Below are 13,855 nucleotides of genomic sequence, written 5' to 3'. Positions count from 1 at the left end.
TTGAGACGATATCTATTGTAGCATAGACCTGCATAATACGCGACTAATATGCTTAATTAATGTGAGTTAAACGAACTACATCACGTTCAATGATTAATTCTTCGTTAGTTGGAATTACCATTGCCTTAACTTTGGAATCAGGTTTGGAAATAAATCCTTCTTCATTCTTTTCGTTAGCTTCGTAATCAGGCTCAACACCCATGTACTTAAATGCATCCATTACAGACTTACGAACACCAACATCGTGTTCACCAATACCGGCAGTGAAGATAATTGCATCTACACCACCCATTTCGGCAATATATGCTCCAACGTAGCGAACAATACGATTAATAAAGATTTTTCTTGCAAGCTTTGCGCGATCACTATCGCTTTCTCTGACATCACGCATGTCTGGAGAAATACCTGATAAACCAAGCAAACCTGATTTATGGTTTAAAATGTAGATCATTTCATCCATTGTCTTATGTTCAACGTGCATCAAGTGTTGAATAAGTGAAGGGTCAATATCACCCGTGCGAGTAGCCATTGTAATTCCGGCAACTGGACTGAATCCCATTGAAGTATCAAATGACTTAGCATCCTTAACAGCAGTAATTGAAGCACCTGAACCTAAGTGACAAATGACTAATTTTAAATCTTTCAAATCCTTGCCCATTAATTCTGCAGCACGTGGTGCAGTGTAGCGAATTGAGGTACCGTGAGCACCGTATTTACGTACGCCATATTTTTCATAATATTCATATGGCAATGAGTATAAATAATGAACTGGATCAAGGTTACGATGATAAGTAGTATCAAAAACGGCAACTTGAGGAACATTTGGCAATACATTCATGAATGCTTCAATACCACGACCCTCTGCTGGGTTATGAAGTGGAGCATAATCTTCCAATTCATAGATTTGGTGAAGATTTTCTTTAGTAATAATAGTTGAATCTTTAAAGTATTCGCCACCATTAACAACTCGGTGACCCACACCTACAATTTCACTTAAATCTTCAACTACGTGGAATTGCTTTAAAAACTTAATCAATAAGTTTACTGCAGCTTCTTGATCAGGAATCTCGGTTTTTTCAACATGACCAGTGCCATCAGCTAATTTAATTTCAAAAGAAGCATCGTCTAAGCCAACACGATCAGCCATACCTTTTGCAATTACCTTTTCATCTGGCAAAGAGAATAACTTGTACTTGAATGATGAACTACCAGAGTTAATTGCCAAAACTTTTTTCATAAAAATATTTTCCTCTTCTTTCAATTAAAGTTAAGTGCTTCACGGACTAATGAAGAATTTTATTATACCACTCGTTCAATTTCACATTAAAACGAATCAAAGATTCTTCTTTCTTCAAAGAATCAAGCTTGGATAGCAATACCTCACTAGCTTTGGCTTGATCACCATGATTCTGGAAGACTAAAATTGACTTTTGATTGAATTTATTTCTAAACATGTCATCGGGTAATTCTACGATTGCCTTTAAGTATACTTTTTTAGTCAACCAAGGCATAAAGTCCGCGCCAATCTTGCCAGACAAAATAGATTTAGGAACCACTAAAAAGGCATAGCCATTTGGCTTCAAGTTTTTAATAATTTGTTCAATTAATAATAAGTGGGCCAAAGAATGACCTTTCTTAGCTCTATTTTCAAAATTCTTAGCATTATTATCAATAGGATAATAACCGATTGGTAAATCACTAACGATGGCATCCGCATTAGGACACATCCATGGCATCAAAGCATCTTGGCAGTAAAGTTCAATGTCAATATCATTCAAATGAGCAGCGACATCAGCTAAATTAAGCATCTCTTCATCATTGTCGATACCAACCAATTGATAATTATCTTTAGAATGATTAAGCGCCTTTAATTGTGCCACAATTGAAAAAAGCAAGTTGCCTGTACCCACTGTTGGATCAACAACTTCCATCTTTTCATCCTTAAGCAATTTGTGCATGAGCATTGCTATCACAGTAGAAATTGCAGGTGGAGTTGGCATTTGATTGGCATTCAAACCATCATCGTTAACAGCTTTCAAAGTTAGGAAAGTGAAAACTTGTGCCTTGTCTTTTTGACTAATTTGATCGTAATTAAGTGCCTGATATTTCTTGCTTAATTTTTCAACAGTTGCGTGATCTGGCGCACCATTTTCAACTTTAATCTTACCTTGTTCCAAGTTATCAAATGTTTCTACTAAAGCTTCAGTAAATGAAACATTCAAAGCCGTTTGCAAAGTTTGGACACAGTCCAAGAATTGATTAAAAAGTTTTTCAAAATTTTCCATTGAGTCGCCCTCCATACCTAAACTATTTTAAAGAAAGGTCGATGGTGGTGCAAGAAAAGTTATTCACTCGTAAGATACTTCATGATCATAATATTATTTTCCATACTGGCACGATAAATGTCTTGGTACATTTTGATAAACAATAAAGCGGTTAACAAGACAAGTACGCTACTAAAGAGCGCGCTTCCTTTTATTTTGTTTTTTCTCCTTTTCATCTGCATCCCTTTCCTCAGGTTTTTCATCCAGTTGAAAGATAAGATCTGACTTGCCTTTATCGTACTCAGTTACACGGATAATAATCTGATCTTTTGTAGTTTTAAATTCTGCTTTTTGAATATTGAAAATTAGTGGCATGTAACCACCTGTTTCAGAATTAGACACCTTTAATACATGTTTTTTCGCATAATGCGTTATACGATAGATCTTTTCTTTCTTATTTTTATCTACTTTAGTAAAAGCCGTAAAAGACGAATTAGCATCATCTCGAACAGGATAAACCAACTTAGTATCCTTATCTCGCATAAAACGATTTAACTGCACATAGGCATAAGCAACTTCATTCACGTGATGATTCTGATCTAGGTTCGCTCTTTTAATACTCATTAATAAATTCTGCAAAATAAACAAAACTAAAATTGTCACAAATAAAGAAAATAGTGCTTCTGCCAACATAAATCCCTTAGCCCGCAACTGCAAATTTCTGCTTAGCATCCCTGTCATAAACATAGTTGTGCCCCGCCTTCTCATAGATTCGATCATGAACCATTACCTGATCCAAATTGCTCTCGGTCAAAACATGATAAGCATATGCACGATCAGTTTTTAATTCAATTTCTCGTCCATTCTTTTGATTTTCTGCAACGGTTAAATAAAGGCAGCTTACTGCAATGGTGGCAATCATAATTGCCATAAAGCTTTCCATCATTAAAAATCCTTTTATCCTCATTGTTCAGTCACTCGTCCCCATTGCATCTGATATTTCATCTTTTTTGTAAATCCAAAGCCAGTAATTTCAATAGTTCTAGGTCTAGATGATCCATTATTACAAAAAGTGAATTTATCCAAATTACTAATATGAATGCCCTTGTCTATTTTTACTAATTTGTCACAATGACCACCTAATATTTTTAAATAATGTTCTTGTGGTGAAAATATAACTAAAATACTTTCACCAGTAATAACGCTAAAACGTGATGCTTGTTCTATTGTGGTGCTTACTTCTTTTACCGTGCTATCAAAGATCATTCGTTGTTGATACCTTCGAAGCTGAAAACTACCAATCAGCAAAATACCACAACAAATACTTAAAGTGATAAGCGTTTCAATGAGTGTAAAAGCTAGAATGCTATTTCGGTTTAGTAACTTCGCCATTTTCAATAGTGATCTTCTTTTCTTTAGCTCTAGTTATTTGATCTAAGGTTAAATAACCCTCTTTTTCCAAATCCATTAAAGTAGTAGGCTTTTTGCCTTTATCATCTTTGTAGAGCTCAACCTGTGTCTGAATCGTGGTTCTGAATGCATCACTCGTTTTATCGTCTGCCTTCTTTTTCTGATCAATCAGATTGGGTACAATTAACAAAATCAAAATTACAATAATCGCAATCACGACTACCATTTCAATCAAAGTGAAGCCCTCTTGGCGACGACTCTTTGCCAAAATATTTAGTAAATACCGTTTCATCTTCTTATTCATTTTTTACTCCTAAATGCCTTGCATCATTGAATACATAGGCAATAACAATTTCAAATACATACCAATAATGCACAAACCAATCAAAATAAAACAGACTGGTTGTACATTTACTACTAATTTTTCAATTTTCTCCGTCAAATCTAGAAAAAGACTCCGTCCTAGAATCAAACATCTCTGGCTAAGACTTTTTCTTTCTGATCCTGTTTGCAACAAAATCAACAGACTATTAGGTAAAAATTCTTCCTGTTCAACAATCTCCTCTAGACTTCTACCTTCAGCCAATTGATGCCCAATCTTCTGTCCTAAAGCCTGTTGCAACGATCCTCGTTCTTGTTCTGAAGCATATTCACACATTCTCTGCAATGAAAAGCCACTTGCCAATAGCATCCCAATATCGTAGACCAACAAATAATTAACATACAGTGCAATTACTGGGCCAATAATGGGATACTTCACCAGTTTTTTCATCGATTCATAATCCTGCTTGTTTAGCAAATTGACAATTCGTACAAAGAAATAAATCCCTGTCATAACTAAAACAATTAATCCTAACATCACAATGTCACCTGAATGCTCACTGGTGCTACTAAATTGGGTTGAAACAAATGACTGCATAAAAACAAGCAAGATGACCATCATAATTGCCAAAACCAATGGGTATGACAATTCGGATCGTAATTTCTTAACCTGCTCCTGCTTTAATCTGTTCAAGGTTGCTAATTGATTCAAGCACTCCGTTAGATTCCCTTGTTGCAAAGCAAGATTCACCTGAGTTACTGTTGTTTTTGAAAAAACTAGTTTAACCAACTCAGTACTAAAACTCGCTCCCTCTTTCATCTGATCGGCTAACTTTTGCATCAACTCTTCACGCTTCGGCCACAAAGCTGGCATCAATTCAATTGAATTAATCAATGAAAAACCATTATCTAAGCTGTGCTTTAAATAATCTAAAAAAGCCAATTGCTCTTCGCTATTCAACCTATCCTTGTTGGAATTGCTGATATACTTCATCACTAATTTCTCCTCCCTTCAATAAAAGTTGCATATTATTTTGCCAGTCAACAAATTCACCACGAATTTCTCGTTTCATTTTTTCTTTTAAAAGCGTTCCACTCGCAATATCCATTAGACATTTAACCTCGTCATGACTAACCATTAATCGCTGATATGACACGGCAGTCAAACAGTTAGCTAATTCATCTCGACGAATACCTAACCCTTCTAATCGTGAAATTGTTTGCAGAGTACTTTTGGCATGGACCGTTGCAAATACCAAGTGCCCACTTAAAGCTGCATCAATTGCCAGCCGCGCTGTCCCTGCATCCCGAATTTCCCCAATGATCAAAATATCTGGACGATGTCGCAGTGCTGCTTTTAACAAACTTTGATAATCAATCCCAGCTTCATTGTTGACCTGTGCTTGCAAAAAAGAAGTTTCATGAACCTCGACTGGATCCTCAATCGTCATCACAACCTTGCCCTTACTCATTTTCTTAGCAATCTCATACATTGTAGTGGTCTTCCCTGATCCGGTTGGACCACTAGTTACGATCAATCCTCTAAGCATGGCTAATTCCTGTAACTTTTCCAATTGCTCAGGTATAAAATAGCGACTGTGTTCAATTCCATAAATGATTCTGATCACCAACGACTCTTGATCAGAAAAATCGCCTAAGCTAGATAATCTTAAGTAATACTCTGTTCCTTCAGAGTCATACATCATCGCACCGACCTGCGGACGACGGTGTTCCGCAATATCCATCTGAGCACTATATTTAAAGAAATTAATGATTTCTTGACCTTCATTCATTGAAAAAGCTACTTGTCTCTCCACGCCATGCCTCGTTCTGAATTCCACTACAATCTCATTTCTTTTCGGAAAAAAGAAAATATCGCTGACTTTGTTCGAAATTGCCGAAACGAGCATACGATTGATAACCTCTTTGACTTTCATAAAATACCTCCTTTTTTGCCCCACATTATTTATTACGCAAAAAAAGGCAATTTTTTTCTGAGAAAATAAAAAAATTTACAAATGACCAGAAAATAAATCTTTCAGTCACCTGTAAATTGATTTTTTATTAAAATTAAGCGTGAACTACACCGGCACTAAAGTGCCGGGCTTCTGGGAACACTGAGTAGTGTTTGTGGGATCTTACAAAGAATATCGCTATCCTTATACCCAACTCACGGAACTCAGCTATTTACCACGGCCAGTTCCTGACCAGCTGGCTTTGCTTTTTTCAAGATATTAACTGCCGCATTAATATCCCGATCGTGATGAGCCTGACATTTCTGACAGGTCCACTCACGAATGTTCAATGGCTTAGATGACCGCAATGAGAACAGATTCTGGAAGTGTTTCTAGGATCGACAATGATTAATTGCTTGCCGTACCATTCACACTTGTATTCCAGCATCTGTTTGAACATGCTCCAAGAGGCATTGGCAATGCTTTTAGCCAAGCAGTGATTCTTTTGAAGGTTCTTGACTCTCAAATCTTCAATGGCAATCACATCATATTGCCTGACCAAATGCGTTGTCAGCTGATGGAGATAGTTCCTGCGCTTATTGGCAATTTTAGACTGATATCTTGCTTTTAGCTTTCTGGCTCTTTGCCAGTTGGAGAAGCTTTCCAAGCTTCGCGGAGTCATCAGCACTTTTCGCTGCTTGTCTTGTTGGCAAAGGACATAGGCCTGATGTCTTCGACGAGAATATTTGCTTTGCCAGCTTTTAGCTTGCTTTTCAAAATAAGAAGCATCAAAAGCGGGATATTTCAGTCCATTGGACAAGATAGCTAAGTCAGAAACGCCCACATCAATGACGACCTGTTTGCCAGCTTTCTTAAGCTTAATTTGTACAGCTGTTTCAACTTGCAAAGACAGATAATACTTACCGGTTGGTTCTAGCATGACAGTGTAGCGTTTGATTCTGACATCCTTTAAAGCGCCTGTCTTGCTGGTTTTAATGTAGTCTAGCTTAGGCAAGTACAGGTATCTTTTGCCGGCTATCTTAATGATGGATTTTCCAGTATAAGATAGTCTCAGATACTTGCGCGAATGAAAGCGTGGCTTGCTGACTTGTCCCGTTTTGTCTTTAAAGAAGTTCTTCCATGACTGAACTAAGAATTCATTGACTACCTGCAAGCTGGAAGAGTCGCTGTTTTTCAAAAATGGATATTCTCTCTTCAAGGGCTTAAGCAAATAGTTTAGCTTGAATTTAGACAAGAAAGGCAAATCTTGATTGTTTTTATAGCGCTCATTCATCATCGCCAGCATTTGATTCCAGACAAAACGGTCGTTGCCAAACATTTGCCAGAGCTGGCCTTGTTGAGTTTGATTAGGATATAATCTAAGCTTGATGCCTTTAAGCACATTTGTTCCCTCCTTTCTTCCAAAAATTATATCAAACAACTGTTCAAGAAAGGAAGGGGAACAAGCAAAAAATATTAGAAAAAAGAGCCGGATTCATCACGGGATTAAAATCCCATGTTTTCTCCGGCAAAATTTCAATAAAAAAACAACTTAGCCGTTTGACTAAGTTGTTTTCATTTCAATTAATCTTCGTCAGCTGCTGCAGTGTAAACATTTTGAACATCATCGTTGTCTTCCAAAGCGTCAACTAAGTGTTCAAATTGTTCCTTCTTGTCTGCTGGAACTGGAGTGGTGTTTTGTGGAATCATAGTTAATTCAGCATCAGCAAGCTTGTAACCATCCTTAATAAGAGCGTCACGAACTTCTGCGAATTGCTTAGGATCAGTGTAGATTTCATATGCATCATCGCTAGTTTGAAGATCGTCACCACCAGCGTTCATTACATCAAGCAAAACTTGATCTTCATCAGCATCAGTAGTTGAACGATCGATTACAATGTAGCCTTTACGATCAAACATGTATGCAACTGAACCAGTAGCACCAAGTGAACCACCGTTACGAGTGAATGCAACACGAACGTCAGAAGCAGTACGGTTCTTGTTATCAGTCAAAGCTTCTACGAAAATAGCAACACCACCTGGAGCGTAACCTTCATAAGTGATTTCGTCGTAGTGTTCTTCTGAGCCACCTTCGGCTTTCTTGATGGCACGCTTGATGTTGTCCTTAGGCATGTTGTTTGAACGTGCCTTATCAATTACCATACGTAATGTAGGATTCCCATCAGGATCAGGACCACCACTCTTTGCAGCCATATAAATTTCACGAGATAACTTTTGGAAAATTTTACCTCTCTTTGCGTCTTGCGCATTCTTGCGGCCTTGAATATTGTGCCATTTTGAATGTCCTGACATAAGGATCCTTCTTTCTATTCTCTAATAATATTTAACGTTATTATCTTAACTCACGCTACTTCAAAATTCAATGGTAGCTAGTAGTTAAACCTACTTTTTCTTGACAAAATATCTTTTCCTGATAAATAAAACTATCATGATTAAAATAATAGCTGTTAAAGCTCCTGATCCATCTAGCATGACATCATGTACGCTTGGGGTTCGATCACCAGTCAAATATTGATGATATTCATCAAAAGCAGCAAAGGCAATTGCAATAAACCAAGTTACAACAGGTGCTACCCATTTAATTTTAAAGATGCGACGCAACCCTAGATAACCAAACGCACCTAATAAAAAGTATGATCCAAAATGAGCCATCTTACGTAAAACAAATTGTGCTAAACCAGCACGGCCATCAATTTGAACATTATGAATTCGACCACCATAACTAAAGTTCCAACCTGCAACCATATTTTCAAGCCAGCCGAAGCGTCTATCCATAAAATTATTATGTAATTCTTGTTGCTGATATGTCATAGAACTTGAAACAAATAACATCAGCAATACAAATAAAGCTAACAGCAAAAAGATTTTTTCTCGTTTAGTGAAGTGAAATTTATTCATTAACAATTTTCCTTATCTAATCCATCATTCTTTTTCCTACTTTAACAAAAAAATTGCTGTTAGTTGATAAGAATTTACAAAAATTCTATTAAAAAAAGCCCGAGAAAACTCGGACGCACTTTTACCAGCTAGCTTTTTTAACGCCTGGAAGCTGACCCTTGTGTGCTAACTCTCGCATGCATTCCCTACACAAACCAAATTTACGATAAACCGAATGTGGTCGACCACAACGCTCACAGCGAGTATATTCTCTAGTTGAAAATTTAGCTATCTTTTTGTTACGAATAATTTGTGATGTTTTTGCCATAATTTTTATCTATGCCTCTTAATTCTTTCAACTTCTGGCTTTCTTTCCTTGGTTAAGCCTAATAATCCTAAAATAATTATTCCAATTGCAATAATTTGTGTATTCATTTTCACTCCTCGCTCTCCTTACTTTTCGTTAGTTATATTGTATCAACTTACATTAAATAAGTAAATAAGCTAAACATTTAAAAGTATATTTCCCCTAGTCACAATACAATTCAACAGGTAAAATCAATAATGGTATTAATACGAGGGGGAAAGAATGCGCGAAAAATGCAAAAATAAATCGCCAGTATTCTCATCAGTGGGAGAAAAGAAAATTTAATTACTAGAGAAGGATGAGAATTACTTGGACGATTTAACTTCAACAAAGAAAATGAAAGCCATCACTTGGCCAGTTTTGACCTTGATGGCCCTCTGTACTGTTATCGGCTTGGACGATATCATGTACAACTTTCAAAACCAAGGGATGCCTGTTATCACCTCTTGGATTATTATGTGCTTACTTTACGTAACACCTTATTCTTTAATGGTGGGACAGCTTGGTTCAACCTTTAGTAGTGAAGGCGGTGGACTTTCATCATGGGTTCGCGGTACAGATGGTGAATTCTTAGGTTACTTTACTGCTTGGACTTACTGGGCTGCTTCAATTCCTTATGCTGTTGACTCAGCTAATGAAATCATTGTCGACCTCGGCTGGGCTTTAACCGGTTCAAAGGACTTCCAAGATAAGATTCCAACTACTATGTTTGCGGCTCTTACCTTCGTAGTCTTCATCGTTTTCATCATTGTAGAACACCACTTTGCAAATTCAATGGAATTTCTTTCCAGTATCGGTGGGGGATTAATGGTGATCATGACTGTGCTGTTTGTCTTCTTAGCCTTTGTAGGCTTAGCAAAATCAGGCGGTCATATGGCAACTCAACCATTTACTTGGCACACGATTATTCCAAACTTTAATTTGCATTATTGGTCAACGGTGGGGATGCTGATCTATGCCATGAATGGTTGTGAACTGGTTGCCCCATACGTCACTAAGATGAAGAAACCTAAATCAGACTTCCCTAAGGCAATGATTGCTTTGGCTATTATGACCGCTTTCTTGACCATCTTAGGTTCATTTGCATTAGGAATCTATTTCAATGCATATCACATTCCAAACGACTTAAAGATGAACGGTGCATACTATGTATTCGACATGGTTGGTCACCAATTCGGCATGGGCAAGCTTTTACTTTATGTTTGGGCTTGGACTTCATTGCTCTTTAACTGTGCTTTAGTTGCTGTTTTGCTTGATGCCATGACTAGAATGCTAATTTCTGATACTGGCGACAAGTACATGCCTAAGTTTTTACGCAAAAAAGATAAAAATGGTTTGCCAATTAATGGTTATATCCTAACTGTCGCTCTTTCATCATTCATTATGATTTTGGGTATCTTCTTACCTGACATGAACGACATTTTCAACTGGTTGCTTAACTTAAATTCAATTGTTTCGCCAGGTGTAACTTGCTGGATCTTCTACTCATTCATGCGAGTTAGAAAGAATTCCGCTAAATACCCATCAAAATACACTTACATTAAGAATGATAAGCTTGCTTGGCTAGTTGGGTTAGCCCTCTTAATTGTTACTGCTGTAGCAACGATCCTAGGCTTTGCTCCACAAGATGTTAAACAAGGCAGTGGTTTATGGTGGTACGAATTAGTCATTAATATTGTTGCCGTAATCGTTTTAATTGGTTTAGGCGCAATCTTACCAGGTATTAGACGACGTGAAGAAGAATACGGCACTGCCTTTGACAAACAACAATGGATTTGGATGGGTATTCTGATTATCGGTTCAATCATCCTAGATGTTTGGCTCGGCAGCACTAAGATTTCAATGCGAATCGCTTTGATCATTATTGAAGCAATTATTGCATTACTTCTTACTTGGTTAGTGGGTCGCAGAAAGCCAAAAGATGCTACTAAGTAGAAACAAAATTAAATATAAAAAGTGCTAGATCAAATTTGATCTAGCATTTTTTTACGCGTATTTTTTCAAAAAGTTAGCTATATGTTCTTCATATTCATGAGGATAAGTTTCAAAAGATCTAGCATGTGTTGCCTTTTTAGCAACCCATAATTCTTTAGTTCCATTATCTGCTCGATAGTTTGCATATACCATTTTCGTTGGCACAAATGGATCATTACCACCATGAATAAACAACATTGGCTTTTTATTCTTCTTCAATTGATTTACCGCAGAGGCATCTTTTAAATAAAATCCTAAGTTAGCTTTACTAATGCCACTTAATAAATCAACAGCCCCGGTAGCTATTGGCCCTGGTAAATGATACAAATCTTGAGCTTCATGCAAGAATTCAGATTTAACATCAGTATAGCCACAATCTTCAATGTAAGCTTTAACCTGATGAGGCATTTTCATGCCACTTACCATCATAGTAGTGGCACCACCCATACTTACACCAAAAATTACAATTTTTTGATTCTTACCTTCTTTACGTAGATCTTCTCTTACCCATTTACGTACATCGTACTTTTCTGGCCAACCATAGCCAATGTACTTTCCTTGACTTTGACCATGAGCACGTGCATCAGGGAGCAAGACATTGTAACCCAACTCATGAAACATTGCAGCGTACGATCCCATCGTATTTTTATTATTACCAAAACCATGAAGCACTATTACCGTCTTCTTCGATTTTTTAGCTGGAATGTAGTTTGCGTCCAAGCGATAGTCACAAGTTGCTGATTTTAAGTACCAGCGTTGCTTCTTCGCCTGAGCATACCATTTCTTTTTACTTGCTAAGGGATCTTTTTTGACATAATGAGAATATTTATTTAACACGCTCTTTTTGCCTGGGACAAAAGCAACGTGAAAGAAATATGCCTCACCTGCTCCAATTACTAGCAATAAAATTGCTACTATAATTCCAAAGATGATTTTGAATTTGTTATGTTTTCTTTTATTCCTATTCAAAATGCCAACTCCTATATAATAAATAGTTAAATTAATTATACGCTTTTTAATTTCATATGGTATATTGACATTTTCAGAAAAGGATTACTTGGGCTGCACATACCAATATCAAGTGAACAACAAAAAGAGAGTAACGAAATACTTGCTATCATTACTCTCTTTTACCATATAGTTTTTCTTATTTTTAAGCTAAATCTTCACCATTTGAAGCAATAACTTTCTTGTACCAATAGAAAGAATCCTTTGGCATTCTCTTTAAAGTACCGTTGCCTTTATCGTCTCGATCAACATAAATGAAGCCGTAACGCTTACTCATTTGACCAGTACCAGCAGAAACTTCATCGATGCAGCCCCAAGTGGTGTAGGCACGAACATCAACACCGTTTTCAATAGCACGATTCATTGCTTCAATATGCATTCTAAGGTAGTCAATTCTGTATTGGTCATGAATCTTGCCATCAGCATCGATCTTATCCTTAGCACCAAGACCATTTTCAACTACCATTAATGGCAATTCATAACGGTCGTACATTACTTCAAGGTAGTATTGCAAACCATCTGGATCAGTTGCCCAGCCCCATTCAGAATACTTAAGGTATGGATTCTTGGCACCAGCTGCGAAGTTGCCGCCAACCTTGTCCTTAACTTCATGGGTAGTTACCACGTTAGACATGTAGTAAGAGAAGGTGTACATGTCAACTTTGCCTTCGAGCATATCTTTCTTGTCTTGTTCAGTAATATCCAAATGAACGTTGTGTTCTTTCCAAAGACGCTTAGCAAATGTTGGGTATTTACCTTTGCATTGTGCATCCCCACAATAGAAGATACTTTCTTCCCACATATGACGGTTCAATAAAATATCCTTTGGATCTGGAGTCAATGGATAATCAACAATACCACAGATCATGTTGCCGACAACATAGTTAGGATCAATTTCGTGAGCTAACTTAACTGCACGTGCACTAGCCACAAATTGATAGTGAAGTTTTTGGTAAGCATGTTGATATGCGGCATCATCAGATACCTTTTCACCAAATGAACTCAGCATCAACAAAGCTGAATTGATTTCATTGAAAGTCAACCAATATTTGACTAACCCTTTGTATTCTTCAAACAAAGTTTTAGCGTACTTAACATACATATCAATCATCTTACGATCTTGCCAATCATGGTATTTTTCACTTAAGTAAAGCGGATCTTCATAGTGAGAAATAGTAACAAGTGGTTCAATATTGTACTTCTTGCATTCCTCAAAGACATGACGGTAGAAGTCAAGACCAGCTTGATTAGGCTTTTCTTCATCGCCCTTAGGGAAGATCCTAGTCCAAGCAATCGAAAGACGGAAAGTTTTAAAGCCCATGTCTGCAAACATCTTGATGTCTTCCTTGTAGTGGTGATAGAAGTCAATCGCTACATGGTTAGGATAATATTCGTTAGGATCAATTGCACCAACAGCACCTGCGGGAATACCTGCACCTGGCATGCCTGGAGTTTTTTCTAATTTGCCATTTAACTTGTAAGTTAAATATCTTGGATGGTCCAAACTACCTGCAGTAGTAATATCTGTTACTGAAAGGCCCTTACCATCTACATCATAGGCACCTTCAATTTGATTAGCAGCGGTGGCACCGCCCCATAAAAAGTTCTTTGGAAATGACATATTTTATTCTCCTTATACGCGTGGTGCTAGTTAAATC

Annotated in this window: 14 protein-coding genes and 1 pseudogene; 1 reads left to right on the top strand and 14 read right to left on the bottom strand. The window is 37.1% G+C overall.

Going from position 1 to position 13,855, the window contains the following annotated elements; all coding sequences use genetic code 11:
- Positions 1 to 52: 52 nt before the first annotated feature.
- The 12 genes and pseudogenes from FC57_RS07135 to FC57_RS07080 all read right to left on the bottom strand — a co-directional run bounded on the left by FC57_RS07135 (position 53) and on the right by FC57_RS07080 (position 9,176).
- A complete protein-coding gene (locus FC57_RS07135) occupies positions 53 to 1,237 on the bottom strand; it encodes an acetate/propionate family kinase (RefSeq protein ID WP_040529359.1) in 1,185 nt (394 codons plus the stop codon).
- A gap of 46 nt (positions 1,238 to 1,283) precedes the next feature.
- On the bottom strand, positions 1,284 to 2,285 hold the full coding sequence (locus FC57_RS07130; RefSeq protein ID WP_040529358.1) for a class I SAM-dependent methyltransferase: 1,002 nt from the start codon (positions 2,283 to 2,285) through the stop codon (positions 1,284 to 1,286).
- A 171-nt stretch (positions 2,286 to 2,456) separates the two neighbouring features.
- Positions 2,457 to 3,011, bottom strand: coding sequence for a competence type IV pilus minor pilin ComGF (locus tag FC57_RS07125; RefSeq protein ID WP_392391152.1), 555 nt, complete (start codon positions 3,009 to 3,011; stop codon positions 2,457 to 2,459).
- On the bottom strand, positions 2,965 to 3,210 hold the full coding sequence (locus FC57_RS07120; RefSeq protein WP_040529357.1) for a hypothetical protein: 246 nt from the start codon (positions 3,208 to 3,210) through the stop codon (positions 2,965 to 2,967). Before FC57_RS07120 ends, FC57_RS07125 begins: the two co-directional genes overlap by 47 nt.
- Before the next feature lie 17 nt (positions 3,211 to 3,227).
- Positions 3,228 to 3,656, bottom strand: coding sequence for a hypothetical protein (locus tag FC57_RS07115; protein ID WP_007125297.1), 429 nt, complete (start codon positions 3,654 to 3,656; stop codon positions 3,228 to 3,230).
- On the bottom strand, positions 3,631 to 3,978 hold the full coding sequence (gene comGC / locus FC57_RS07110) for a competence type IV pilus major pilin ComGC (protein WP_007125296.1): 348 nt from the start codon (positions 3,976 to 3,978) through the stop codon (positions 3,631 to 3,633). Before comGC ends, FC57_RS07115 begins: the two co-directional genes overlap by 26 nt.
- Before the next feature lie 9 nt (positions 3,979 to 3,987).
- Complete coding sequence (locus FC57_RS07105; protein WP_007125295.1) at positions 3,988 to 4,989, bottom strand: type II secretion system F family protein; 1,002 nt, start codon at positions 4,987 to 4,989, stop codon at positions 3,988 to 3,990.
- On the bottom strand, positions 4,958 to 5,932 hold the full coding sequence (gene comGA / locus FC57_RS07100) for a competence type IV pilus ATPase ComGA (protein WP_007125294.1): 975 nt from the start codon (positions 5,930 to 5,932) through the stop codon (positions 4,958 to 4,960). Before comGA ends, FC57_RS07105 begins: the two co-directional genes overlap by 32 nt.
- A gap of 242 nt (positions 5,933 to 6,174) precedes the next feature.
- A pseudogene (locus FC57_RS07095) lies at positions 6,175 to 7,352 on the bottom strand (RNA-guided endonuclease TnpB family protein).
- 182 nt (positions 7,353 to 7,534) lie between these two features.
- Positions 7,535 to 8,263: a YebC/PmpR family DNA-binding transcriptional regulator gene (locus FC57_RS07090; RefSeq protein ID WP_007125291.1), complete on the bottom strand. Its 729-nt coding sequence runs from the start codon at positions 8,261 to 8,263 to the stop codon at positions 7,535 to 7,537.
- Between the two features lie 90 nt (positions 8,264 to 8,353).
- Positions 8,354 to 8,869 (bottom strand): VanZ family protein, encoded by a 516-nt coding sequence (locus FC57_RS07085; RefSeq protein ID WP_007125290.1) that lies wholly within the window; start codon positions 8,867 to 8,869, stop codon positions 8,354 to 8,356.
- 121 nt (positions 8,870 to 8,990) lie between these two features.
- A complete protein-coding gene (locus FC57_RS07080) occupies positions 8,991 to 9,176 on the bottom strand; it encodes a type Z 30S ribosomal protein S14 (RefSeq protein WP_007125289.1) in 186 nt (61 codons plus the stop codon).
- 348 nt (positions 9,177 to 9,524) lie between these two features.
- On the opposite strand from FC57_RS07080, the gene FC57_RS07075 reads away from it, so the two are divergent.
- Positions 9,525 to 11,150, top strand: coding sequence for an APC family permease (locus FC57_RS07075; RefSeq protein WP_056990018.1), 1,626 nt, complete (start codon positions 9,525 to 9,527; stop codon positions 11,148 to 11,150).
- A 51-nt stretch (positions 11,151 to 11,201) separates the two neighbouring features.
- Here the strand turns inward: FC57_RS07075 and FC57_RS07070 are convergent, their stop codons facing one another.
- Both FC57_RS07070 and FC57_RS07065 read right to left on the bottom strand, forming a co-directional pair.
- Positions 11,202 to 12,158: an alpha/beta hydrolase gene (locus tag FC57_RS07070; protein ID WP_007125286.1), complete on the bottom strand. Its 957-nt coding sequence runs from the start codon at positions 12,156 to 12,158 to the stop codon at positions 11,202 to 11,204.
- 184 nt (positions 12,159 to 12,342) lie between these two features.
- A complete protein-coding gene (locus FC57_RS07065) occupies positions 12,343 to 13,818 on the bottom strand; it encodes a glycoside hydrolase family 1 protein (protein WP_007125285.1) in 1,476 nt (491 codons plus the stop codon).
- Positions 13,819 to 13,855: the final 37 nt, after the last annotated feature.

Source organism: Lactobacillus ultunensis DSM 16047, from assembly GCF_001436305.1.
In the GTDB taxonomy this organism is placed as follows: Bacteria; Bacillota; Bacilli; order Lactobacillales; family Lactobacillaceae; genus Lactobacillus; species Lactobacillus ultunensis.
Note: the sequence above shows the minus strand (reverse complement) of the source record. Positions and strands in the feature narration are given on the sequence as shown.